Genomic DNA, 23,313 nt, shown 5'->3' on the forward strand with positions numbered 1-23,313 from the left:
CAGATATTTAATTCTCTACCGGCTCAATCCAGTTACCATCTTCACGAATGATGTTGATCAGTTCGTCCAGCGCGTTTTCAGATGTTACGTTCTTTTTAACTACTTCCTTGCCGCGGTATAGGGTAATACGATCAGTGCCTGAGCCTACATAGCCGTAATCGGCATCGGCCATTTCGCCGGGACCGTTTACGATACAACCCATTATACCAATTTTCAATCCTTTAAGGTGACTGGTACGGCTGCGGATCATCTGCGTGGTGATCATCAGATCGAACAAAGTACGCCCGCAACTTGGGCATGATATATATTCCGTTTTTGAGATGCGCGAGCGGGTAGCCTGTAATATGCCGAACGAAGTTGAAGTAATAGTCTGCGTGGGTAATCCCGGCGCATCTATCCAGATACCATCCCCGAAACCATCAACCAGCAAAGCGCCCATATCAGTAGCGGCGTAGAGCTGGAGTAGGGTAATGCTTTGGTTCATAGTCGATAGTCCATGGTCCATGGTCGATGGACTATCGACTATAAGGTCATAACTCCTTTTCACAATCACCGGAGTATTCAACCCCAGCTCCATCAGCTTGAAAAAGAACGTACGCTGATCGGCCATGCCGTGCGCTTTGTCAGTTTCCAGCACAAATACTAACGACCCGTCATTCGGGATGTTAGCGAAATCATCTTTCAGCATATCATCAGCCGTAACCCGCACCAAATTCAAAGGCGATGATCGGTCGGCCGAAACATCCAGGTATTCATCCAGCGTAAACACCGGGTGGCATAAAAACTTATTGGTTAAGCCTGACCATGTTCTATAATTATACAACTGTTTCAGGTTGCCCGGAAAGTTGAATGAGGGTAGGTTATCACCCAGGTAAACAAAATCAACCGACTGCTCGGCCATGTTATATTTATCCAGTATGGGCGAATAGAGGTAACCCGCATCATTTAATATCGATGGGTCTTTCAAATTAGCCCGCGACAGATCAACCACAACCCTCGGCACCATGTGCCCTCCAATAAAAGCGTTGGCTTCGTGGGTTTCGCGGCGTTTGTATTCGTAGGGGTTATGCTTCGCGTCCATGGTCCATGGTCTATGGTCCATGGTCTTAATACTGCTTTCAGCTTTACGCTTATTGTACCGCTCCACCAGCGCGATGGCTACGGGGGCTTCGGCTTCGGGTTCTTCGGTGAGGGATACGCGTACGGTATCGCCCAAGCCGTCCTCTAATAAAGTGCCAATGCCCACGGCAGATTTAATGCGGCCGTCCTCGCCGTCGCCGGCCTCAGTAACACCCAGGTGCAGCGGGTAATTCATGCCCTCGGCCACCATGGTTTCAACCAATAAACGGTAAGCCTGCACCATTACCTGCGGATTGCTCGATTTCATGGAAACCACCAGGTTGCGGTAATCCAGCAGTTCGCAAATCCTTATAAACTCCATAGCCGACTCCACCATGCCCTGCGGGGTATCACCATAACGGCTCATAATACGGTCGGACAGTGAGCCGTGGTTTGTACCGATACGCATGGCCGTGCCATACTCTTTGCAAATATTTACCAGCGGGGCGAATTTTTGGTAGATCCGCTCCAGTTCGCCCTGGTACTCGGCATCGGTATAATCTATCTCGTCAAAGCGTTTTTTATCGGCATAGTTACCGGGGTTAACACGTACCTTTTCAACTATACGTGCGGCCACCTCGGCGGCGTTGGGGGTAAAATGTATATCGGCAACAAGCGGGGCATTATAGCCGCGCATGCGCAGTTGCTTTTTTATCTCGGCCAGGTTTTGGGCTTCCTTAATACTGGGCGCGGTAATGCGTATGTATTCGCAACCGGCTTCAATCATGCGGATGGATTGTTCTACCGTGCCTATGGTGTCCATAGTGTCGGTAGTGGTCATGCTTTGTATGCGGATGGGGTTATTGCCGCCCATCGGTACATCACCTATCTTAACTTCACGGGTAACAAAGCGCGAGTATTCAGTTAACGAATTACAGTAGCGGCCTTGCAGCAGCTTTACAGCATCAGCATTCATGCAATCAGAAATATATTTAAACAAAAGTACGAAAATGTAACGCCAAAGGCATGTTAAAATAATCAAAGCATATTCATCACCTATCCTGAATTTCTTTTGAGCGATCAAAAGAAAGAAAAATCGCCGGCTTTTTAATTTTCTATGAAAGTCAGTGCATCAACCTGCTGCCCGAAAATTAAGAGGCCGGAATTATAGGTTATGAATGGTTTATGCTTCTTTCCAATTAAATAAAAAATGCGCGTTGGCCTGCCGGAAAACCGGGCCGGGAGTATGGCCTGTGCGGATGAAGGTTTTTTCCGGCTTGACGTTATTCACATTATTATTTGTTTTTTAAGGCGTTCATGAGATCGCTACGCTTAGTATGGTTACTTTGTGTCTAAGACAAAGTAACTGGCCTCTGCGGCCAAGAGCAGACTGACGATGGTTAGAGCATCGGCTCTTAATCTTCGCAGTACAATTCGTAAAAACACCGTTGATTACCACGGGGAGGGTTATTTTTGTATCTTGCTACGCCTCATAACTTTTATTATTGATGAAAAAATTTACCTCACTACTTGGCGTTGCCGTAATGCTATACGGTTACACGCATGCACAAACCATGAATATTAAAACACTACCTTACCCCCAAACTAAAAAAGGCGACGTAATCGACACGTATTTTGGCACTACCGTGCCAGACCCTTACCGCTGGCTGGAAGATGATCGCGCTGCCGATACCAAAGCCTGGGTGCGGGAAGAAAACAAGGTTACCCAAAACTATTTAGGGCAGATACCTTACCGCGAACAGATAAAAGCACGCCTTACCGCCCTGTGGAACTATGAGAAGTACAGCGCCCCCTTTAAAGAAGGCAAATACACCTATTATTATAAAAACGATGGCCTGCAAAGCCAATCGGTATTATGGCGGCAGGCAAAGGATGGCCAGCCGGAGATCTTCCTTGATCCTAATAAATTTTCAAAGGATGGTACCACCTCGTTAGGGGGCATCAGCTTTACCAAGGATGGCAGCTTGGCCGCTTACCAGATCTCTGAAGGTGGGTCAGACTGGCGCAAGGTGATCGTTTTAAAAACGGATGATAAAAGCGTGGTTGGCGATACGCTGATCGACGTAAAGTTTTCGGGCACTGCATGGCATGGTAACGATGGCTTTTACTACAGCAGTTATGATAAGCCGAAAGAGGGCAGTCAGTTGGCCGGATTAACCCAATACCACAAACTATTTTACCATAAACTGGGTACACCGCAAACCGAGGATAAGTTGATCTTTGGCGGCGATAAAACACCACGCCGTTATATTGGTGCGGGTTTAACTGAGGATGAACGCTTCCTGATCCTGAGCGCGGCGACATCAACCAGTGGTAATGAGCTTTATATTCAGGACCTGAGCAAACCGGGCAGCCCGATCATCAATATTGTAGATAATTTCGATAACGATAACAGCGTTGTTGACAACGTTGGGGATAAGCTGTACATCCATACCAACCTTAACGCGCCTAACTATCGTTTGGTAACGGTTGATTTTAAGAACCCGAAATCATCTCAATGGAAGGATCTGATACCGCAAACGGAGAATGTGTTAAATGTATCAACCGGCGGCGGAAAGATTTTTGCCGAGTACCTTAAAGATGCGACCACCTTTGTACAGCAGTATGATATGAACGGCAAGCTGGAACGCGACATCAAACTGCCTTCGGTAGGTTCGGCAGGTGGCTTTGGCGCTAAAAAGGAGGAGAAGGAATTGTATTATACCTTTACTTCATATATCTACCCGTCAACCATATTTAAGTATGATATAGCTACCGGTAAATCTGAATTATATAAAAAATCAGGCGTGCAATTTAATCCTGAATTGTACGAATCAAAGCAGGTATTCTATAACTCAAAGGATGGCACCAAAATACCGATGATCATCACCTATAAAAAAGGCACCGTGATGAATGGCAAGAACCCGTTACTGCTTTACGCCTACGGCGGCTTTAACGCGAGCATGACCCCGGGTTTCAGCACCTCGAACATTGTATTGCTGGAGCATGGCGGTATTTATGCCGTACCAAACATTCGTGGCGGCGGCGAGTATGGCGAAAAATGGCATCTTGCCGGCACCAAGCTCAACAAGCAGAATGTGTTTGATGATTTTATCGCGGCAGCAGAATACCTGATCAAAAACAAATACACCTCGAAGGATTACCTGGCTGTTTCAGGCGGATCTAACGGAGGTTTGCTGATAGGCGCTACCATTACCCAACGCCCTGACCTGTGTAAGGTGGCCTTCCCGGCGGTAGGGGTGATGGATATGCTGCGTTACAATAAATTTACCGCGGGTGCAGGCTGGGCGTATGATTATGGTACGGCCGAAGATTCAAAAGAAATGTTTGAGTACCTGTACAAATACTCGCCATACCATGCCATTAAACCGGCAAGCTACCCGGCTACTATGATTACCACCGCCGATCATGACGACCGTGTAGTACCTGCGCACTCGTTCAAATTCGGCTCACGTTTGCAGGAAATGCAGAAAGGCGCAGCTCCGATCCTGATCCGTATTGAAACCAACGCGGGCCATGGCGCGGGCCGTTCAACCGCCCAGGTAATAAGTGAGCAGGCCGATAAATGGTCGTTCATGTTTTATAACATGGGCATTAAATGGTAATAGTTTTATCTTGATGTAAAAGCGAAACGGCTGCTCTATCAAGGGCAGCCGTTTCGCTTTTACATTAATTTCATCCGCGTTTCAGCAGAGGTGTTTTGTGTTCGTGCGAATTTCGCTTCAGCAAAGGCGTTCTGTGTTTATTTGAATTCCTCTTTAAAAGCGGTGTACTGTGTTTGTTGTCGTTCCTTTTCAGCAGAGGAGTTTTTCTGCCACGCTGCTTGTACTTTACATGGGTAACTTTGGTATGGTGGCCACGGTACTTGGTGTATTTAATATCGCGGCTATCACGAATTACAGTTGTGCTTGGGCGGCCTTTGTAGGTAATATATTTATTATGTATTACGGTATGGTTACGCCATGGGTCGCGATCGTTTATCACTACCTTATAGCCATTGTACAAATTGTAATTACTGTAACGTGCCGGTAAGGATCTGCGGTGTACCCAAACATTATTATCTAAATATACATAGCGGCGTGCGGGTACATCATAATAGGCATCAATATCCGGCATGTAATAATAATTTACGTAATCGTAACCCGTAGGTCCCCATGCCGGCTGGCTGCCAATATTTATGTTAACGCTTAATTGCGCGCTTGCTTTTTGTATGGTTAAAAAGCTTAATGCTATGGCGGTTGTTAATATGAACTTTTTCATAGTGTTATATCATTGTTTGGTAGGTATGACAATGATATGCTATAAAAAGTTTAAACACTTATTGTTTATAGCTGTGGCGTAGGTGTAAATAATTGATAGTCAATGCGAAAAAATAATCAATATTTTGTGTATTGAATTTTGATATATGATTTTATAATTAAAATATTTAACCGATAGTGTATCGGTATGCTTATTCATCATCCTCATCATCACTGGTAGCGGTACTTTTTTTAACTGCCATGGCAGCTAACTGTGGCTTGCCGATGGTTTTATATTTCCCCTTGCCGCTAAGTACCGAAGTGAGCAGTGTTTTATCCTGCATGGTTTTTATGGCTTCGGCCAGTTCCTTGTCATACTTAAAATGGGTTTCGTACCGCCCTTTTTCGTAATAGTAACGGGCGGATATTTCATTTTCCAGCAATTCCTTTATTTCCTGCTTATGCTGTTTTAAATCGTTGCCTTTGCTGGCCAGCAGCTTGTTTCGCAAAACATCATATTCAGCCTGTATCTCTCCAAACTGTTTTTCGTTAGTGGCCTGCGTTTTCAGGCTGTTCAGCAGGGTTTCGGTAACGGTGGTGTACTTGTAATCCTTGCCCGAAAGGTATTTCACAAAATCATCATAGTCAGCATCCGTAAGCGAGAACGAGCGCGAGTCGGCAATTTTGGGATGGGTGTTTTTGTATTGGGTGGCATAATCAAATATCAACAGCTTGCCTACCAGTGTTTGGGTAATACGGGCGTATTTATCGCGCTTCACCTCAATATCCGGCGATACGCCGCTGCCATCATATACCGAGCGGCCGTTTTTAGTTTTAAATTCATGGATGGATGAATCGGCTACCTTAACCACGCTGCCATCATTTTTACGGTGGGCGTAATCCAGTTCCTGTACGCAACGGCCGGATGCGGTGTAATACTTAGCCACCGTTATCTTAACCAAACTATTATAAGGCAGGCTGAACGATTGCTGTACCAAACCCTTGCCAAAACTCCGCTGACCGATCACCACGGCACGGTCCAGATCCTGCAGGGTACCGGCCACAATTTCTGACGCTGATGCCGAGCGGTTATTTACCAGCACCACCAGGGGCAGGTTAAGCTCAACCGGGGAACTTTGGGTGGCGTATACATAATTTTTCTCTTTTATCTTACCCATTTGCGATACCACCTTTACATCCTTTGGTACAAACAGGTTCACAATTTTTACAGCTTCCTGTAAAATACCGCCACCGTTTGAGCGCAGATCGAGAATAATGCCCGCCGGGTTGTTCTTTTTAACGGACTGTAGCGCATTGTTCACTTCCTCGGCTGACCGTTCTAAAAACTTATCAAGTTTAATATAGCCCATGTTGCCATCAACCATGCCGTAATAGCTTACATTAGGCTGCTTTATCTCATCACGCAGCAATGTTTTTTCTATCGGATTAGCTTCGCCGGGGCGTTTTAGAACAATTTTTATAGGCGCGCCTTTAGGCCCTTTAAGTAACTGGCTTACCTCTTCATTATTTTTACCGTTGAGGGTTATATCGTTAATTTTTAAAACCTGATCCCCGGCACGTACATCATTCTTTTGCGCGGGGAAACCCGTAAATACATCAGATATATAAACCTTTTCGTCGCGGGTGAATATGGATGCACCTATACCGCCATATTGGGTGCTGATGTAATGCAGCTTATAATCCTCTATTTCTGATTCAGGCACGAACTCGGTGTACGGATCAAGCCCGTTAAGCATGGCATCAACCCCGGTTTTTACCATCTTGGCCGAATTGATATCATCAACATAATTAATGTTTACCTCTTTATACAGCGAGGCAAAAACATCAAGGTTTTTTGATATCTGGAAAAGGTCGTCCTTAAAACCGAAGGTAATAGCTGCCGCGGCAACTATACCGCTTAGTAGTAACTGTACTTTATATTCTTTGATCTTCACGTTGCCGGTATTCGTATTTATACTGAAATATAAATGTACAAAAAAGCCCCCCGGTTTTAACGGAGGGCTCTTAAATTTTACAAGCGGTTGTTATCAATATTAACCAGCGCTTTTTTAAGGGTGAACACCACATAATCACGGTCGCGCTTAACGAGATCCATTATGCGGGTAATGAGGTTATCTTCCTGCCCCTCGGTATATTGTAGCTGCGCATCAGTAAGATGGTTGTACTTGCGTTGCAGTTTTATTTTTACGCGGTTCCAGTCCTGGTTGCTAATGCTAATTTCGGCCATGCTTTTAGTTGTTTGTTGCAAAAGTATAAAAAAATGCAATTTTTATCAGACATGGTATCCTATTTTACAATCTGTCATCCTATGTTTTGTAAAGAATAATAGCATGCTTATAATGATTTCAAGTATGACAGCACTCCGCTTATTAAATATTGTTAAACAAAAAAGAGCCGACATCACTGTCAGCTCTTCAATATATTATTTCAATATCTGATTACTTCAAATATTCACCGTCATTTTTAGGATAACCTTCTTCGTCCAGGTCGTCGCGGTCATCTTCAGGAGTGCGTGATATGGCTTCGTCAACCGGGTCAACCTCGGTGATACGGCCACTGTCAATGTGCATACCTAAATTGTCAACATCCGTTTCCAGGTTTTCATTTGGTATATATTCGTCAACCGCGTAAGGGTTAGCTTCGTCATAGGTCGAATCAAAATCATCGCCATTCTTCGCTATGGTATTGTACGGATCAGGATGGTCGTAATCCGTGTCTTCGCTTTCTACATCCAGCTCAAAGCTGTCGGCATCTTCATTAAATTTCAAGTTCTCCCCTACTGTCGAGGTACTCTCTTCTGCATCACGGTTGGTATCACCATCAATTTCGCTACGCAGATCTTTGTCGTTTTCCGCACTATCATCATTAAAGCCCGGATATTGATTTTTAGGGTCCATAGGTTTCTGTTTTAATATATTTGATTAACATTAAAAACCTTGCCAAAGTTTTAGGCAAACCGGCTTCGCCAATTTATTAGTCGCGCGTTAGCGGTTTATGGTATGAGGTAACCCCGCCTATGGAGAACTTTACGGCAAGGGTAAGCTGTGTCCAGATATCCCTGCGCGAGCCGGCATCAAAACCATCCAGGTTTTCGCCCGTCATGATATTTACCTGGTAGCCCAAGTCAATTTTTACCGACGGCTCGTTATAGCTATTGAATATTTTGTACTCATAACCCAGCTTAACCGGTACATAAAACTCTGTGCTTTTATCTTTACCGGGCGTATAATAACCGGGTATAGTATTGGAATTCCGCGAAACATCTTTAATACGGTTTGATACCAACCCTATACCAACCGAACCGTATACATTTTTAAGCGCGTCCATTATGGCGCTGTTAGAGTAATCAATAAACTCACCGGCCTGCAACTGCGCACGAAAGGTACCCGCTATAAAATCATTTTTAAACTGCCTGCCCGAGCGGTACTCAACCGAATCGCCACCCTTTAACGTACCCGCCTGCAATTCAACAATGTAGTTTACAAATGGAGTAGCATTATAGCTGTAGCTTAAACTGCCCGACAGTGTTGAAGTTGTTTTTTCGGCATCACCAAAAACCTGGTTATTGCTAAGGCCTATGCCAATATCGTGCTGGCTGTAATTAAAACCGAGCTGCGCTTTTGCTGTGATGGTTGCCATGGCAGCAAGGGCCGTTAGCAAAAATATTCTGGTAAATTTTAATGTCATAGATAATTGCTTGTGGTAAAGTATTGCTCGTTAAACGACTAAACACTGATTATAGTTTTGCCAAAGGTAAAAACGCTGCTTATATATCACTACAATAATCGATTGCATAGGTATTAAAATAGTTTTTAATTTAGAGCATCGTAAGTGGTATTTTATATATTTGAAACCTTTAAAAAACCTAATAACAGATAGTATGTCAAAAATTAAAGTAGAAAACCCGGTAGTTGAACTGGATGGCGATGAAATGACCCGCATTATCTGGAAATTCATTAAGGATAAACTGATTTTCCCGTACCTGGATCTGGATATAAAATATTTTGACCTGGGTATTGAGTACCGCGACGAAACCGACGACCAGGTTACTATTGATGCCGCTAACGCTATTAAACAATATGGTGTAGGTATAAAATGTGCCACCATTACCCCTGATGAAGACCGCGTAAAAGAATTCGGCCTTAAACAAATGTGGAAATCGCCGAACGGCACGATACGTAATATATTGGATGGCACCGTTTTTCGTGAGCCTATTTTAATGAATAACGTGCCGCGCCTGGTGCCGAACTGGACAGCCCCTATCTGCATTGGCCGCCACGCGTTTGGTGACCAGTATCGCGCTACCGACTTTTTAGCTAAAGGCAAAGGTAAACTTACCGTAACCTTTACGCCGGAGGATGGCAGCCCGGAACAATCATACGAGGTATATAACTTTAAAGGTGACGGCGTGGCGCTGACCATGTACAACACCGACGAATCAATAACCGGCTTCGCGCACGCTTGTTTTAACCAGGCGCTGATGAAAGGCTGGCCGTTATACCTGTCAACCAAAAACACCATCCTTAAAAAATATGATGGCCGTTTCAAGGATATTTTTGAAGAGATCTATCAAAACGATTATAAAGCGAAATTCGCCGCTGCCGGTATTACTTATGAGCACCGCCTGATTGACGACATGGTTGCCGCCGCCCTAAAATGGAACGGTAACTTTGTATGGGCCTGTAAAAACTATGATGGCGACGTACAGAGCGACACCGTAGCGCAAGGTTTCGGCTCGTTAGGTTTAATGACCTCAACCCTGGTTACGCCTGATGGCCAAACAATGGAAGCTGAGGCAGCACACGGTACCGTAACCCGCCACTACCGCGACCACCAGGCCGGCAAGCCTACCTCAACCAACCCTATTGCGTCTATCTTCGCGTGGACACGTGGTCTGGAGTTCCGCGGTAAGCTGGATGGCAACCAGGAACTGGTTGATTTTTGCCACACCCTTGAGCAGGTTTGTATTGAAACCGTTGAGAGCGGCAAAATGACCAAGGATTTAGCCATTACCGCTAAAGCCAAAGTTGAGCACGGTGTTGATTACCTTTACACTGAGGAATTTTTAGCCGCTATCGATGAAAACCTGAAAGCTAAATTAGGTAAGTAATTATAGCGAGATAATTATTAATGAGCAGGCCGCGATAGTATATATTGCGGCCTGTTTGTTTTATAATATATTTAAACATGAAACCTACATCCTTTAACTGTTTAATACCGCTATTATTTATAACCTTATTTATTGGCAGCGGCTGTGTACGTAACAATTGCGGCAATGTGGCCTGCTTTACCCCGGCACCGGCTATTGTATTTGAGTTGAGAGATTCTATCGGCCGTGACCTGCTTAACCCGGCAACACCCAACTTTTACGATACAACCAAAATTAAAAAACTTAATAACGGCAATTTGGGCATAGTGCCGAGAGGCACGGGCAGTAACCCTAATCGCATAAAACTGGGCTTTAGCACACCATTTGGTGGCGAAACCAATTTGATAATAAAGCTTGACTCGATAGATCAGGACACCATATTCGCGGCTAACCGCAAGCTTGATCAGGATTGCTGCACCAGTTTTGAAAATACTTCCTTCAGGTACAATCAGCAAAACTTTACCGACTCGTTAAAAAGCGGTCATTTTATCGTGGTTAAAAAAAGATAAATAACCGAAAGTGTTGAGCATAATGAATGTTACTCATAAATTAGCAACACAAGCGTATTAAGATAAATCATATCTTTGCTATATGTCTCATCTTAATTTAATAAGAACGACGTTATCAGCTATGAAACCCGAGTTGATATCTAAATATCCAATCAACTCCATTGGCTTATTTGGCTCAGTTGTACGTAATGATTTTAAAGACTCAAGCGACATTGATATTATAGTTGACTTTAACAAGCCAATAGGAATAGAGTTCATTACGTTGGCGGATGAATTAGAGTCGTGCTTAAAACGTAAAATTGACCTCGTATCAAAGAGTGGTATAAAACCCAAGTACCTCGAACAAATCGAGTCTGAAATTATCTATGTCTAAACGTCAGCCAAACCTCTTATTAGAAGATATGCTGGAAAGCGCGAATAAGATTCTAACTTACACAAGGCAATTAGATTATCAGGATTTTATAAACGATAGCAAAACCATTGATGCTGTTGTTCGAAACTTTGAAATAATAGGCGAAGCCGCAAACCGGCTGCCTGAAAGTTTCAGGGATGAAAACCCGGAAATTGACTGGCACAAAATCAGAGGTCTCAGAAACCGGATAGTACATGATTATTTCGGCATTGACTACAGCATTATCTGGACTATCAAAGAAGAGTTTTTAAACCATCTTATCGAACATATCACCGCATTATTGAACAAATACAATTAATATAAATAAACTATCATGTCAACATTATATCCGCTGAAATTCAAAACCATCTACAAAGACAAAATTTGGGGTGGGCACAAAATAAATACTTACCTGCATAAAGATTTTGGCGACCTGCCAAACTGCGGCGAAACCTGGGAAATATCAGGTGTTAAAAGTGATGTATCGGTAGTAGCTAACGGCCCGCTTGAAGGCCGCTCATTAGCAGACCTGCTTGAAGAGTACAAGGGCGAATTGGTAGGCGAAAAAGTGTACGAGCGCTTTGGCAACACCTTCCCGCTGCTGGTTAAGTTTATTGATGCCAACGAGGATCTGTCCATACAGGTACACCCTGATGATAAACTGGCCAAGGAGCGCCACAACTCATTCGGTAAAACGGAGATGTGGTATGTTATTGAAGCCGATCCGGGCGCTACGCTGATCACCGGCTTTAACCAGGAAGTGAATGAGCAGGTTTACCTCGAAAAATTTAACAGCGGCCACCTTACCGATATTCTGAACCGTGAGGATGTTACCGCCGGTGATATTTACTTTTTACCGGCCGGCCGTGTACATACCATTGGCGCGGGCCTGCTGATCGCTGAAATTCAGCAAACATCAGACATTACTTACCGCATTTACGATTTTGACCGTGTTGACGATAAAGGCAACAAGCGCGAACTGCATGTTGAAGAAGCCCTGGCCGCTATTGACTACCAGTTTTACCCGGAATACAAAACCCAGTACGAACAAACGCAAAATAAGGCTGTAGAAGCCGTTAGCTGCGAATATTTCACCACCAGTGTGCTTGATTTTACCGAGAACACTACGCGCGATTATAGCAGCATCAATTCGTTTGTGATACACGTTTGCGTGGCCGGTGCCTATACCATTAAATATGATGGCGGTACATTGGATGTTAAAATGGGCGACAGCATTTTGCTGCCAAAAAACATCAACCATATTGAGATAAGCACTGAAGGTGGCTTTAAAATACTGGAGAGCTACGTTTAGTAAAAATATTTTAGCTGCATTACAGGCAGTTAACCCGTATTGCGAATGTTTTTTTGAAAAAAGTTTCGATAAATAAAAAAAGAAGCTACATTTGCAGACCCAAAAACGGGAGCGGTATCATAGCTCAGTTGGTAGAGCAAAGGACTGAAAATCCTTGTGTCGCTGGTTCGATTCCAGCTGATACCACAAAAAAGCCTCTTAGAGAAATCTGAGAGGCTTTTTGCGTTTGACAAACTCCACCAACTTTAGCCTTCCTTAAGCTATTGAGTTTTTTTATATTTGCTTTACCAAAACCAGTAATCACGTCTCAAATCATAAAGTGACCTCTCTATAGTTATATCGCGATATTAAATTCAAAGCTATTCACATTAAAAGAATGACGAGTAATCAATTCAAATCCAAAAAAGTAAAACACTATGTTTATTCGAGAAAAGTATAAAATCAGGCATGAGATTTTGAAAGCTTTAAGAGAGTGCACAAAGCCATACGACTACACTAATGATTTTAATAGTTTCGACTTACAAACTACATTATTAACATTGGAATCTATTTCACAGATTCCTAAACATAAAATATTAGAGCAAATCGATTACTTGCTTATCCTTAATGAGGTAAGTTGCGAGTGGATAGAGGATGAGCCCTATTATTTAATCTTACAAAAAGGTCAAATTTCATTATATGATAACAAATATTTAGATGAAGGTAGAAGTTACACATTTCGGTGGTTTAAAGAAATAATTACCACAATTTCGATAATATTTGCAATCGCTATCTCTATAGCTACTCTAATTAGTAATTACTATACAACACAAGAAAACGCTAAACGACTTGAACGCATAGAACAGCGACTAATAAAGTGAATTTTCTAATGTTAAGTAAGCTAATTGGCTAATAAATTATGAAAGTGTGTTTACCTACCACTCCTCACCAACCTGCCCACTATGTACTTTTACCCATGCGGCGGCGGCTTTGTCAGTACTTTGGCTTATATAATTGGCGAAGGCTAACATGCGGTCGGTTTGGGCAAGTTGAGCGTAATGGGCGGCAAGGTTGATGAAATACTGTGATGAATCGCCCCGCTTTTTAGCTACGGCACCAATATTGGCAAACACGGCGCTTAATTGCTTACTTAAAAGTGTTGCAGGTGAAGCATTAGTCTGTTTACCAACGCCGGCAATAGCCTTGGTTATGGCCTGGTTATACTCCTTGTCGGCAACATTAACTACCGGCGGCTTTTCGCCGGGGGCGGTTTTAAGTGAGCCCCCTTTGAGGATGCTTTGCATATTGCCGTAAGCCTCGGCACTGCTTGGGCCGTCGGGTTCAATGGATAGATAGTGGCAAAGCGCCAGTAATGCCGGGGCGCGCTTGTTTTGATGAAAGGTTACCAGGGCATACAAACGCACACTGCCCGGATGTTTTGGCTCGGCGGCAAGTACATTAAGCACCGCTTTCTCTGCCTCGTTGTACTGCCTCGCCCTGAAATAAGCCAGTGCCAAGTTATAATATAAGCTATTATTGGCACTATCAGCTTTAATAGCCTGCAGATAGCTCTCCACGGCTTTTTTGGGTTGGGCGCCTTTATCATAAATACTGCCCATCAAGCTATAGGCTGATGATAAAACTGCCGGCGATGCATCCGAAACCGTTACCTTTTGCAAAAAAGGGATAACCTCATTGCCCTTGCCCGACGCGTTTAGCGCAAAAGCCATTTGGTAATTGGCCGCGCTGTTTGCGGGCTCGAGTGCTAAGGCGGCCTTGTACTTGGCAATAGCTTCCGCATAGTGTTTTTTGCCGGCCAGGTCATTGCCTTCCTTTAGGTACAATTTGGCATCCTGCGCCATAGCCGACCAGTAGTTGGCAACGGCGATCAGCGTCAGCAAGTATTTAAAAACAGCTTTCATGTAATCTAATATAAATAATGTTTAAAATATGGGGTGGACAGCAAGCGGCAAACAAACATGTGTAAACTATATAATATTTATAAGGATACTGATATAAGCTTATACCCGCTATCTGTCCGTAAAAAATCAAAATGATCCTGCTTTATGTCGCCGTTTATATGGTGGGTGATCACCAGTTGTTTAACCGGATATTTGCCTGATAGGGCCGAGTTGCAATTATCAAAATACCTTTCAAACTCTTTTAAGATATAATCATACATAAAGGGGTTAAGCCCATCGGTAAACACATTATACTCGCAGGCCGGGTTTTTCAACTCGAGCAATTTGGGCCGTATGGTACTGAAGTTTTGATCGATATATGCTTCTTTGCTTTTTTTGTTCCATTGCTCATCACCGGTACCCCAATAGTAAATTTCAGGGTAGGCTGATTTAAGCAGGTTGGCAGCGGTTAAATTATTCATTAACGAATCCTTTAACCACGCCCTGAATTCCTTATCATAATTAATAAACGAATAATATTCACCGGTCAGGCTTTTAAAGTTATCTCTCAGCGGGTCTGCACTTGGTTGCTTTGATATCAGCAATGAATAAAAATTCAGCTCCCGGTCGTAACTAAAATCCTCAATTAACACCTTGTTTTGTGCATTTATCAGTACCTCTTTACTGCCCATCCAGGGATATTGGTTATGCTCATCTATTTTGCTTGCGTCAAAAGTTCCGCCTTTAAGGGCCGGGATCAGTCCGTTGGCAACAGGCATCAGGTTATCGTACTCCGCGGGTATGGCTATATCGCCTTTGGCATTAAACATACCCACACGATGCGTTGCCTTATCCCTGAAACGAATGTAACCTTCGCTTTCGCAATCGGGTGTATTGTCAAAAACATATAGCTGATCCTGCCCTACTTTTTTACCTGATTTTGTAAGGTAATAAGACAGCCATTTGCCACCCTTGTCTTCAACTACCGATATAATATTAACAAATTTGCCCCCCAATGAAAGTCCGGAAAATTTAGGTTCGATCATGACTTTGCCTGCCTTGTCCTTATAGCCTATCAAAGTAGTATCCCGGTTCCAAAAAGACACCCAGGTATCTTTATCCTGACCAAGCAGCAAACCCGGTGCAAACAAAAAGATGATAAAAAATAGTGTTCCGGCTTTCATAAGTGTAAGATTTATCGGGTTTATAAATAACCTTAAAAAGCGGATTTTATTATGAATCACATACCGTAGAGCTGAGAGGTGACTTGAAATAATATATAAAGTCATCCGATTATCATCTTCATTTGTGATGACATTATTATGGAACATTCATTCCGAATTGAATATATATTTGCGGAACGATTATTCCAAAAACATAATTCAAATAAAAATCACAATGAAAAAATTAGAAAACAAAGTAGCGATAGTAACCGGAGCATCAAAAGGTATAGGTGCCGGTATAGCTAAAGATCTGGCAGCAGCAGGTGCCGCCGTAGTAGTAAACTATTCATCATCAAAAGAAGGTGCCGATAAGGTTGTTGCCGAAATAGAAAGCCTTGGCGGCAAAGCCATCGCCGTACAGGGCGATGTAGCTAAACCTGCTGATGTTGAACGCCTGTTTGCGGAAACCAAACAAGCTTTTGGCCAGGTTGATATATTAGTAAACAATGCCGGTGTATACAACTTTGGTTCGATTGAAGATTTTGATGCGAATGAGTATCACCGCCAGTTCAACATCAACGTATTGGGCTTATTGCAAGCCAGCCAGGCCGCGGTTAAAAGCTTCGGTGAAAATGGTGGCAGCATTATTAACATCGGCTCAACCATTACCAACCTGAACATGCCGGGCAGTGTAATTTATACCGCTACCAAAAGCGCTGTTGAAGCGATTACCAAGGTACTTTCAAAAGAGCTTGGCCCTAAAAACATCCGCGTTAACTCCATTAACCCGGGTATGGTTGAAACCGAAGGCACGCATACTGCAGGTTTGATCGGTAGCGATATGCATCACGAAGTTACAAAAACCACACCGCTCGGCCGTATCGGTCAGCCGGATGATATTGCTCCGGTTGCCGTATTCCTGGCGTCAGATGATTCACGCTGGTTAACCGGCGAAATATTGATCGTAAGCGGCGGCGTACGTTAATTATCGGCAGCCGTAAAACAGGTTAATATAAACGGCTGTTAAACATTTAATATAAAATAAATTAGCTTTGCCCACTAAAGGGCAAAGCTTTTTCGGTTATGGCACGTAGTAAAGATTTTGATGAAGAAGAGGTTTTAAAAAAAGCCGTATGCACATTCTGGCATAAGGGGTACAATGCTACATCCATGCAGGATTTAATAGATGCGCTGGGTATAAGCCGTTCAAGCCTGTATGATACTTATGGCGATAAACACACGCTGTACATAAAAGCACTTGAATATTACCAAAACTCAGGCAGCAACCATATGTGCGATTTGGCCAACAGCTCCGTACCTGCCCGGCAGGCCATTCGCCAGATGCTGGAATACACCGCCACCGCGCTTTTAAGTGACGACCAGCAGAAAGGCTGCTTTATGGTAAATGCCGAGGTAGAGGTTGCCCCGCATGATACCGAGGTACGCGACATTGTTTGCAAAACCGAGCAGCGCACCGAGGAGAGCTTTTACATCGCCATAAAAAAAGGGCAGGAACGCGGCGAGATCACCAGTAAACAGGATGCAAGGGCACTGGCCCGCTTTTTATACAACGCCGTTAAAGGCATACAGGTGCTGGCAAAATCAAGCACCGACAAGGCCTTTTTTGACGATATTATCAATACCACCCTCTCCGTATTGGATTGATTAGGCTTAAAATGTTAATTTGCGCTATGAGCAAGTTGCAAGAAGCATTCCGGTTATTTGACGAATATAACATGCACGACCCGCGCACACTGGAGTGGGACGGCACTACCTATCCGGTTGAGTATGCCTATGCTTTGCGATTGTATGACTGGGTTTTAAAACTACAACCTGATGCCGCTGAGAAACTGCTTTTGGCATCGCGCAGCCAGCACATTGGCCGCTGGGAGATGCCGCGAGAAAGCTATCCCGAAGGGCGTGAGCCATACCTGAAATGGCGTAAAGACCTTGCCCAGCATCATGCTACCGTTACCGCCCGGCTAATGCAGCAGGCCGGTTACAGCGATGAACAAATTGCCCGTGTAAGCGAGATCATCCTGAAAAAACGTATTAAGGTTGATGCGGATGTACAAACGATGGAGAACGCGCTCTGCCTGGTTTTCCTGGAATATCAGTATGAAGATTTCCGTAAAAAATACGAGGGCGACCCGGATAAGATGGTGAACATCCTGTACAAATCTCTTTTAAAGATGGATGCGCACGGGCATACCTTTGCCCTGCAACTGCCTTACTCTGATGGTGGCCTGGAGCTGATCCAGCAGGCACTAACCCGTATGGCTAAATAAGTTTATCTAACGCCTTGCGCCTCCCCTTGCCATTACTTTTAAACTGGCTTGGCGTTAAACCCGTAACCGCTTTAAACTGCGCGGAAAGGTGTGCGCTGCTGCTGTAACCCATTTTCCAGGCAATCTCATTGAGGTTGAGTTCGCCGTACTCCAGCAATTCCTTTACCTTTTCGATTTTTTGCTGGATGATGAATTTCTCGATGGTGGTATCTTCACTGTCAGAAAACTGGCGGCTAAGTTGTCCGTAATCCTTATGCAGATGATCGGCCAGGTAAGCCGAAAAATTCACCTGTTGCTCGGCCAAATCGCTATGGTGCACCTTTTCAATGATCAGGTTTTTGATGCGCTCAACCAGTTTGTCCTTCTCGTTATCTATCAGCTCAAAACCCAATACTTTTAACGCGGATGCGATAGCGGTAAGCGCAGTGGCATCAGGTTCGGGCTGTACGGTAGCGCTGCCCAGGTCAATACCAGCAACTGCAAAGCCCAGGCTTTCCAGTTGCTGCCGCACCACAAGGATGCAGCGATCACAAACCATATTTTTGATGTGCAGCACCATGCTTAATTAAATACTTTCGGCCTGGTAGCCTTTTTCTTTAAGGGCGGCTATTATGGCTTGCTCCGATAGTGCATCGTCGCTGTTAATAGTTAGCACCTTTTCGGGTGTAGCTACATCTACCTGCCAGTCTTTAACACCTTTAAGGCTGTTTAACGCAGGGGTTACAGCGACTATGCAGCCACCACATTTTATATTGGTTTTGAATTTTAGCGTTTCCATATATTCTGATAATAACAAATTTAAATATAGAGTTTTGAAAATTTTAACCGCAGACTATTGCTTACTACCGACACCGAACTTAAAGCCATGGCGGCCCCGGCTATCATCGGGTTAAGTAAAAAGCCGTTAACCGGGTATAGTATGCCCGCCGCTATTGGTATGCCGATCAGGTTATAAATAAACGCCCAAAACAGGTTTTGCCGTATGGCTTTCACCGTTAAGCGTGATAATCTCAGAGCCTTTGGCACCTGCCTAAGATCAGACGATACCAGGGTTATTTTAGCTACATCCATGGCAATATCGGTGCCCTTACCCATGGCTATGCTTACATCAGCCTGCGCCAGCGCCTGGCTATCGTTAATTCCATCGCCGGCCATGGCCACTATTTTACCCTGCTGCTGCAATTGCTTTATAAAACCGGCTTTGTCTGATGGCAATACATCAGCCTGGTAATGTTTTATACCCGCCTGCCGCGCAATGGCGGCGGCGGCTTGCTGGTTATCGCCGGTAAGCATGTATACCTCAATGCCCTGACGAGTTAGTTGCCGAACCGCATCAGCCGATCCGTCCTTTATAGCATCGCTGATAGCTGCAATGGCCAGCACCTGTTTATCATCAGTAAAGTAGATAACGGTTTTTGCTTCATCTTTAAAACGGGTTATAGCCCCGCCCAGGTCAGCCGGGATACTGATCTGTTTTTCGGTTATCAGTTTATGGCTGCCTGCATAATAAGTTATGCCGTTATACGCAGCCTTTACGCCACGACCCGTTATGCTCTCAAATGCGTCAAGCTTAACAGTTGAAGCATCTTTCAAGTCATCAAACGCCACAATAGCCCACGCTAAGGGATGTTCAGATTGCTTCTCTAAACTGAGAAAGATGCTTTTAAAGATTGAGATATTATCCGAAACTGCATCGCTCCATAACAACTCGCTCACCTCGGGTTTGCCTACGGTGAGGGTTCCTGTTTTGTCAAATACAATGGCGTTTACTTTGTGGCCGAGTTCAAGCGCCTCGGCATCTTTTATCAGTATACCTTCTTCCGCACCTTTGCCCACGCCTACCATAATGGCGGTTGGCGTGGCTAAACCCAACGCGCAGGGGCAGGCAATAACCAGCACGGTAACCAGGGCCATTAAGCCATGCGTTAAGGCGTGCTGACCGCCCACTATCAACCAAACGGCAAAGCTTAACAAGGCAATGCCAATTACCACGGGCACAAATATGCCCGCGATTTTATCAACCAGTTTTTGTACGGGCGCTTTTGAGCCCTGGGCATCCTGCACCATTTTGATGATGTGCGCCAGCATGGTATCGGCACCAACCTTTTCGGCCCGGAAACGGAAGCTGCCTTTTTGGTTGATGGTACCGGCCAGTACTTTATCACCCGTTTGCTTTTCAACCGGCACCGGCTCCCCGCTGATCATGCTTTCATCAACAAAAGAATTGCCATTGGTCACCGTACCATCCACCGCTACCTTTTCGCCGGGTTTAACCATGATGATGTCGCCAACATTTACTTCTGCAAGCGGCTTTACTACCTCTGCTCCATTCTTTAACACTAAAACCGTATTGGGTTGCAAACCCATCAGTTTTTTTATGGCTGATGAGGTATTCGATTTGGCTTTCTCTTCCAGCAGCTTACCCAGCATAATAAACACGATAACCACCGAAGCCGCCTCATAATACACATGCGGATGCAAACCCTGCCTGTGCCAAAACTCAGGATAAAAAGTATTGAACAGGCTGAACAGGAAAGCGATGCCGGTGCTCATGGCCACCAGCGTATCCATATTAGCCTTGCCGTGTGATGCCTGCTTAAACGCGTTCGCAAAAAATCCGCGGCCTGCCACAAACAATACCGGCGCGCTTAGTGCCAGCATAATGTAATTAGCATACGGCATATCCATCAAAAACATACCGATGATCACCACAGGCAGCGTTAGTATAGCCGCGTAAATAAAATTATTCTTCAGCTTTTTATAATGATCCTGCTGTGCTTCGGCCTGCTTTTCGGCAGCGTTCTCGGTATCAACTATCAGGTCGTACCCGATGGATTGAACGGCCTTTTGCATGGCGTCAGGGATTACCTCGGCATCGTTATAAGTAACCTTGAGGGTTTGGGCGGCATAGTTCACGGCGGCTTCCTTAACCCCTTGCTGCGCGCCTACCATGCTTTCAACACTGCCTGCACAGGCCGCACAGCTCATGCCCGTTACCGGGAAAGTTTCTGTTTTTAAACTGTGTGCCGCCATAATACTCCTTTAATTTATACGACAAATTTACTTAGAGTAAGGCGCTCATTTCTTACATCATTATGTAAAAGATTTATAGAATTCTATGATTGTTTTATAGAGGATAATAAATTCAAGTGATGCGCTAAGAGCATCAGGATGTGCTTTTTAATCTTTGCTGGTTGTCACTTTCTATATCCAAAAAAATCTGACGACCGGCGAAAAATATTTTTTTGTACAGAATAACAAAAAATCATGATATGCCTAATTTACCAACACCTGTTTATCGTTACCAAAGTTTTTAGCTACCTTTATACCTGTGGAGAATTTTATTGTTTCGGCACGCAAATACCGCCCGGCTACTTTTGAAACCGTTGTTGGCCAGCAACATATAACCAACACCCTCAAAAACGCTATTAAGAACAACCAACTGGCGCAGGCATTTTTGTTTTGCGGGCCACGCGGTGTGGGCAAAACCACTTGCGCACGTATACTGGCAAAAACCATTAATTGCCAAAATTTGCAGCCTAATGGCGAAGCTTGCGGCACCTGCGATTCGTGCCGCTCATTCATGAATGGCAACTCCTTCAACATCCACGAGCTTGACGCGGCATCAAACAACTCGGTTGATGATATCCGCAGCCTGATAGACCAGGTACGCATACCGCCCCAGGCTGCCCGTTACAAAGTATACATTATTGATGAGGTGCACATGCTATCTCAGGCGGCATTCAACGCCTTCCTGAAAACACTGGAGGAGCCACCTAACTATGCTATTTTTATATTAGCTACTACCGAGAAACATAAGATACTGCCTACCATCCTATCGCGTTGCCAAATATTTGATTTTAACCGCATCCGTGTGGAGGATATGGCATCGCACCTGGCATCAATAGCGCAAAAGGAAAGGGTGAACTATGAGCCCGACGGCCTGCACATCATCGCCCAAAAGGCTGATGGCGGCCTGCGCGACGCGCTTTCCATGTTCGATCAGATCGTGAGTTTTTCGGGAGCCAATGTTACTTATTCATCAGTAATTAATAACCTGAACATACTGGATTATGATTACTATTTTAATGTTACCGATGGCTTATTAGCCGGAGACAGTGCCAAAACATTATTGTTGTTTGATGAGATATTGAGTAAAGGCTTTGATGGCGCGCATTTTATATCAGGCTTATCTGAGCATTTTCGTAACCTGCTGGTAGGTAAGGATACATCAACCTTAAAACTGCTGGAGGTGAGTGAGAACATTCGCAACCGTTATTTGCAGCAATCTCAGGCGGCCCCGGTATCTTTCCTGCTATCGGCATTAAACATTGCCAACCAGTGCGATCTGAACTATAAGCTGAGCAAAAACCAGCGCCTGCAGGTTGAACTCGCTTTATTAAAGATGTGCCATTTGCCTGCCCTATTCAGCGCTGCCAACACGTCACTGCCCGAGGGGGAGGTAAAAAAAAAACCTGATACCTCAACAATAAGCGCCCCGGCGGCAGCTAAACCTGTTGAGGTTAACACGGTACCTGTAGTTAGCGAAAACCCGGTAAGTTACCATACCGCTAAAAATACACCACCTGTTGCCGTTCCTGTTTCGGCACCGATCCCGGCACCTGTACAGCCAAACGTTCCGGTACAGGCCAGCCCTGCGGCGCCCATAGATAAGCCCAAGGTATTTATACCTAACCTGCATTCGCCATCTACCTCTATAAAAATACCCTCGCTTACTAATTTAAGCGCGCTTGATGACATTGCCGTAGAAGAGGAAGACCCTTACCTTAAAGGTGAGGATAAAGAACCTTTTACGCCCGATCAGTTTATGCATTACTGGAATTTGTACGGTGAACGCATAAAAACTGAAGGCAAAAAAATACTGGCAACCATTTTTACCGGCAAACCGGTAATGATGAACCCGGTGCTGTATGAGGTAGTGATAGAAACCAAAGTTCAGGAAGCATCGATACGAGATGAAAAACCCTTTTTGCTAAACTACCTGCGCAGTAACCTCAAAAATTTCGATCTGGATATTATTACCCGTATTGATGAGGTACAGGCAAACAGAAAGCCTTACGGCGCTAAAGAAATTTTTCAATACATGGCCGCCAAAAATCCGCAACTGGTTGATCTGAAGAATAAATTAAACCTGGAGATAGATTAGCCTTTATCAACCACTCTTAAATTCTCTCCCAAAAGATTAATTGCTTATTATTATCGAGGCCGGGAAGTGTAAAAATCGTTGATCTATTTTTTCCCTTGATTATTAAATAATCAAA

22 protein-coding genes and 1 tRNA gene are annotated in these 23,313 nt (G+C 44.3%); 12 read left to right on the plus strand and 11 right to left on the minus strand.

All coding sequences use genetic code 11. The features are described from left to right. Positions 1 to 7 precede the first annotated feature (7 nt). The gene (gene ispG / locus AC3WJC_RS13440) at positions 8 to 2,035 is read right to left on the minus strand and encodes a (E)-4-hydroxy-3-methylbut-2-enyl-diphosphate synthase (protein WP_492399626.1); all 2,028 of its coding nucleotides are present in this window, start codon (positions 2,033 to 2,035) and stop codon (positions 8 to 10) included. Between the two features lie 532 nt (positions 2,036 to 2,567). On the opposite strand from ispG, the gene AC3WJC_RS13445 reads away from it, so the two are divergent. Continuing rightward, positions 2,568 to 4,685, plus strand: coding sequence for a prolyl oligopeptidase family serine peptidase (locus tag AC3WJC_RS13445; RefSeq protein ID WP_492399627.1), 2,118 nt, complete (start codon positions 2,568 to 2,570; stop codon positions 4,683 to 4,685). Positions 4,686 to 4,755: 70 nt separating this feature from the next. Here the strand turns inward: AC3WJC_RS13445 and AC3WJC_RS13450 are convergent, their stop codons facing one another. The 5 genes from AC3WJC_RS13450 to AC3WJC_RS13470 all read right to left on the minus strand — a co-directional run bounded on the left by AC3WJC_RS13450 (position 4,756) and on the right by AC3WJC_RS13470 (position 9,026). Beyond that, complete coding sequence (locus AC3WJC_RS13450) at positions 4,756 to 5,340, minus strand: hypothetical protein (protein ID WP_492399628.1); 585 nt, start codon at positions 5,338 to 5,340, stop codon at positions 4,756 to 4,758. A 190-nt stretch (positions 5,341 to 5,530) separates the two neighbouring features. Continuing rightward, the gene (locus tag AC3WJC_RS13455) at positions 5,531 to 7,273 is read right to left on the minus strand and encodes a S41 family peptidase (protein ID WP_492399629.1); all 1,743 of its coding nucleotides are present in this window, start codon (positions 7,271 to 7,273) and stop codon (positions 5,531 to 5,533) included. A 77-nt stretch (positions 7,274 to 7,350) separates the two neighbouring features. Continuing rightward, positions 7,351 to 7,566: a hypothetical protein gene (locus tag AC3WJC_RS13460; RefSeq protein ID WP_492399630.1), complete on the minus strand. Its 216-nt coding sequence runs from the start codon at positions 7,564 to 7,566 to the stop codon at positions 7,351 to 7,353. 211 nt (positions 7,567 to 7,777) lie between these two features. Next, a complete protein-coding gene (locus AC3WJC_RS13465; protein ID WP_492399631.1) occupies positions 7,778 to 8,236 on the minus strand; it encodes a hypothetical protein in 459 nt (152 codons plus the stop codon). Between the two features lie 76 nt (positions 8,237 to 8,312). Then, on the minus strand, positions 8,313 to 9,026 hold the full coding sequence (locus tag AC3WJC_RS13470) for a hypothetical protein (RefSeq protein WP_492399632.1): 714 nt from the start codon (positions 9,024 to 9,026) through the stop codon (positions 8,313 to 8,315). A gap of 193 nt (positions 9,027 to 9,219) precedes the next feature. Between AC3WJC_RS13470 and AC3WJC_RS13475 the strand changes: the two genes are divergently transcribed. The 7 genes from AC3WJC_RS13475 to AC3WJC_RS13505 all read left to right on the plus strand — a co-directional run bounded on the left by AC3WJC_RS13475 (position 9,220) and on the right by AC3WJC_RS13505 (position 13,560). Beyond that, positions 9,220 to 10,449 (plus strand): NADP-dependent isocitrate dehydrogenase, encoded by a 1,230-nt coding sequence (locus AC3WJC_RS13475; protein WP_492399633.1) that lies wholly within the window; start codon positions 9,220 to 9,222, stop codon positions 10,447 to 10,449. A gap of 77 nt (positions 10,450 to 10,526) precedes the next feature. Continuing rightward, on the plus strand, positions 10,527 to 10,997 hold the full coding sequence (locus tag AC3WJC_RS13480) for a hypothetical protein (RefSeq protein WP_492399634.1): 471 nt from the start codon (positions 10,527 to 10,529) through the stop codon (positions 10,995 to 10,997). A 121-nt stretch (positions 10,998 to 11,118) separates the two neighbouring features. Further along, on the plus strand, positions 11,119 to 11,370 hold the full coding sequence (locus tag AC3WJC_RS13485) for a nucleotidyltransferase family protein (protein WP_492399918.1): 252 nt from the start codon (positions 11,119 to 11,121) through the stop codon (positions 11,368 to 11,370). Continuing rightward, positions 11,363 to 11,707: a HepT-like ribonuclease domain-containing protein gene (locus AC3WJC_RS13490; protein ID WP_492399635.1), complete on the plus strand. Its 345-nt coding sequence runs from the start codon at positions 11,363 to 11,365 to the stop codon at positions 11,705 to 11,707. Before AC3WJC_RS13485 ends, AC3WJC_RS13490 begins: the two co-directional genes overlap by 8 nt. A gap of 15 nt (positions 11,708 to 11,722) precedes the next feature. Continuing rightward, positions 11,723 to 12,700 carry a type I phosphomannose isomerase catalytic subunit gene (locus AC3WJC_RS13495; protein ID WP_492399636.1) on the plus strand — a complete coding sequence of 326 codons (978 nt, stop codon included), beginning with the start codon at positions 11,723 to 11,725 and terminating at the stop codon, positions 12,698 to 12,700. A gap of 113 nt (positions 12,701 to 12,813) precedes the next feature. Next, a tRNA-Phe gene (locus tag AC3WJC_RS13500) sits at positions 12,814 to 12,886 on the plus strand. Between the two features lie 230 nt (positions 12,887 to 13,116). Beyond that, complete coding sequence (locus AC3WJC_RS13505) at positions 13,117 to 13,560, plus strand: hypothetical protein (protein WP_492399637.1); 444 nt, start codon at positions 13,117 to 13,119, stop codon at positions 13,558 to 13,560. A gap of 54 nt (positions 13,561 to 13,614) precedes the next feature. On the opposite strand, the gene AC3WJC_RS13510 is transcribed toward AC3WJC_RS13505, so the two are convergent. Both AC3WJC_RS13510 and AC3WJC_RS13515 read right to left on the minus strand, forming a co-directional pair. Next, positions 13,615 to 14,601 (minus strand): tetratricopeptide repeat protein, encoded by a 987-nt coding sequence (locus AC3WJC_RS13510; RefSeq protein WP_492399638.1) that lies wholly within the window; start codon positions 14,599 to 14,601, stop codon positions 13,615 to 13,617. A 77-nt stretch (positions 14,602 to 14,678) separates the two neighbouring features. Then, on the minus strand, positions 14,679 to 15,764 hold the full coding sequence (locus AC3WJC_RS13515; protein WP_492399639.1) for a WG repeat-containing protein: 1,086 nt from the start codon (positions 15,762 to 15,764) through the stop codon (positions 14,679 to 14,681). Between the two features lie 214 nt (positions 15,765 to 15,978). Between AC3WJC_RS13515 and AC3WJC_RS13520 the strand changes: the two genes are divergently transcribed. The 3 genes from AC3WJC_RS13520 to AC3WJC_RS13530 all read left to right on the plus strand — a co-directional run bounded on the left by AC3WJC_RS13520 (position 15,979) and on the right by AC3WJC_RS13530 (position 18,031). Continuing rightward, positions 15,979 to 16,728 (plus strand): SDR family NAD(P)-dependent oxidoreductase, encoded by a 750-nt coding sequence (locus AC3WJC_RS13520; protein WP_492399640.1) that lies wholly within the window; start codon positions 15,979 to 15,981, stop codon positions 16,726 to 16,728. Between the two features lie 98 nt (positions 16,729 to 16,826). Further along, a complete protein-coding gene (locus AC3WJC_RS13525; RefSeq protein WP_492399641.1) occupies positions 16,827 to 17,408 on the plus strand; it encodes a TetR/AcrR family transcriptional regulator in 582 nt (193 codons plus the stop codon). Between the two features lie 26 nt (positions 17,409 to 17,434). Further along, positions 17,435 to 18,031 carry a DUF4202 domain-containing protein gene (locus AC3WJC_RS13530; RefSeq protein ID WP_492399642.1) on the plus strand — a complete coding sequence of 199 codons (597 nt, stop codon included), beginning with the start codon at positions 17,435 to 17,437 and terminating at the stop codon, positions 18,029 to 18,031. On the opposite strand, the gene AC3WJC_RS13535 is transcribed toward AC3WJC_RS13530, so the two are convergent. Genes AC3WJC_RS13535 through AC3WJC_RS13545 form a run of 3 tightly spaced genes read right to left on the minus strand, consistent with a single transcriptional unit; the run spans position 18,024 to position 21,064 of the window. Then, a complete protein-coding gene (locus AC3WJC_RS13535; RefSeq protein ID WP_492399643.1) occupies positions 18,024 to 18,590 on the minus strand; it encodes an AraC family transcriptional regulator in 567 nt (188 codons plus the stop codon). The two genes, AC3WJC_RS13530 and AC3WJC_RS13535, sit on opposite strands and share 8 nt — an antisense overlap. 6 nt (positions 18,591 to 18,596) lie before the next feature. Next, positions 18,597 to 18,809 carry a heavy-metal-associated domain-containing protein gene (locus tag AC3WJC_RS13540; protein ID WP_492399644.1) on the minus strand — a complete coding sequence of 71 codons (213 nt, stop codon included), beginning with the start codon at positions 18,807 to 18,809 and terminating at the stop codon, positions 18,597 to 18,599. A 20-nt stretch (positions 18,810 to 18,829) separates the two neighbouring features. Beyond that, complete coding sequence (locus AC3WJC_RS13545) at positions 18,830 to 21,064, minus strand: heavy metal translocating P-type ATPase (protein WP_492399645.1); 2,235 nt, start codon at positions 21,062 to 21,064, stop codon at positions 18,830 to 18,832. A 298-nt stretch (positions 21,065 to 21,362) separates the two neighbouring features. Between AC3WJC_RS13545 and AC3WJC_RS13550 the strand changes: the two genes are divergently transcribed. Continuing rightward, on the plus strand, positions 21,363 to 23,198 hold the full coding sequence (locus AC3WJC_RS13550) for a DNA polymerase III subunit gamma/tau (protein ID WP_492399646.1): 1,836 nt from the start codon (positions 21,363 to 21,365) through the stop codon (positions 23,196 to 23,198). The last annotated feature ends 115 nt before the right edge of the window (positions 23,199 to 23,313 follow it).

The organism is Mucilaginibacter sp. FW306-07-L, from assembly GCF_058782065.1.

What these genes read in the sequence shown, in the direction of transcription:
- AC3WJC_RS13505 (WP_492399637.1), top strand. Translation starts at nt 13,117, where the DNA reads ATGTTTATTCGAGAAAAGTATAAAATCAGGCATGAGATTTTGAAAGCT.
- AC3WJC_RS13520 (WP_492399640.1), top strand. Translation starts at nt 15,979, where the DNA reads ATGAAAAAATTAGAAAACAAAGTAGCGATAGTAACCGGAGCATCAAAA.
- AC3WJC_RS13450 (WP_492399628.1), bottom strand. Translation starts at nt 5,340, where the DNA reads ATGAAAAAGTTCATATTAACAACCGCCATAGCATTAAGCTTTTTAACC.
- AC3WJC_RS13490 (WP_492399635.1), top strand. Translation starts at nt 11,363, where the DNA reads ATGTCTAAACGTCAGCCAAACCTCTTATTAGAAGATATGCTGGAAAGC.
- AC3WJC_RS13480 (WP_492399634.1), top strand. Translation starts at nt 10,527, where the DNA reads ATGAAACCTACATCCTTTAACTGTTTAATACCGCTATTATTTATAACC.
- AC3WJC_RS13475 (WP_492399633.1), top strand. Translation starts at nt 9,220, where the DNA reads ATGTCAAAAATTAAAGTAGAAAACCCGGTAGTTGAACTGGATGGCGAT.
- AC3WJC_RS13545 (WP_492399645.1), bottom strand. Translation starts at nt 21,064, where the DNA reads ATGGCGGCACACAGTTTAAAAACAGAAACTTTCCCGGTAACGGGCATG.
- ispG (WP_492399626.1), bottom strand. Translation starts at nt 2,035, where the DNA reads ATGAATGCTGATGCTGTAAAGCTGCTGCAAGGCCGCTACTGTAATTCG.
- AC3WJC_RS13445 (WP_492399627.1), top strand. Translation starts at nt 2,568, where the DNA reads ATGAAAAAATTTACCTCACTACTTGGCGTTGCCGTAATGCTATACGGT.
- AC3WJC_RS13510 (WP_492399638.1), bottom strand. Translation starts at nt 14,601, where the DNA reads ATGAAAGCTGTTTTTAAATACTTGCTGACGCTGATCGCCGTTGCCAAC.
- AC3WJC_RS13470 (WP_492399632.1), bottom strand. Translation starts at nt 9,026, where the DNA reads ATGACATTAAAATTTACCAGAATATTTTTGCTAACGGCCCTTGCTGCC.
- AC3WJC_RS13460 (WP_492399630.1), bottom strand. Translation starts at nt 7,566, where the DNA reads ATGGCCGAAATTAGCATTAGCAACCAGGACTGGAACCGCGTAAAAATA.
- AC3WJC_RS13495 (WP_492399636.1), top strand. Translation starts at nt 11,723, where the DNA reads ATGTCAACATTATATCCGCTGAAATTCAAAACCATCTACAAAGACAAA.
- AC3WJC_RS13525 (WP_492399641.1), top strand. Translation starts at nt 16,827, where the DNA reads ATGGCACGTAGTAAAGATTTTGATGAAGAAGAGGTTTTAAAAAAAGCC.
- AC3WJC_RS13515 (WP_492399639.1), bottom strand. Translation starts at nt 15,764, where the DNA reads ATGAAAGCCGGAACACTATTTTTTATCATCTTTTTGTTTGCACCGGGT.
- AC3WJC_RS13540 (WP_492399644.1), bottom strand. Translation starts at nt 18,809, where the DNA reads ATGGAAACGCTAAAATTCAAAACCAATATAAAATGTGGTGGCTGCATA.
- AC3WJC_RS13485 (WP_492399918.1), top strand. Translation starts at nt 11,119, where the DNA reads ATGAAACCCGAGTTGATATCTAAATATCCAATCAACTCCATTGGCTTA.
- AC3WJC_RS13535 (WP_492399643.1), bottom strand. Translation starts at nt 18,590, where the DNA reads ATGGTGCTGCACATCAAAAATATGGTTTGTGATCGCTGCATCCTTGTG.
- AC3WJC_RS13465 (WP_492399631.1), bottom strand. Translation starts at nt 8,236, where the DNA reads ATGGACCCTAAAAATCAATATCCGGGCTTTAATGATGATAGTGCGGAA.
- AC3WJC_RS13530 (WP_492399642.1), top strand. Translation starts at nt 17,435, where the DNA reads ATGAGCAAGTTGCAAGAAGCATTCCGGTTATTTGACGAATATAACATG.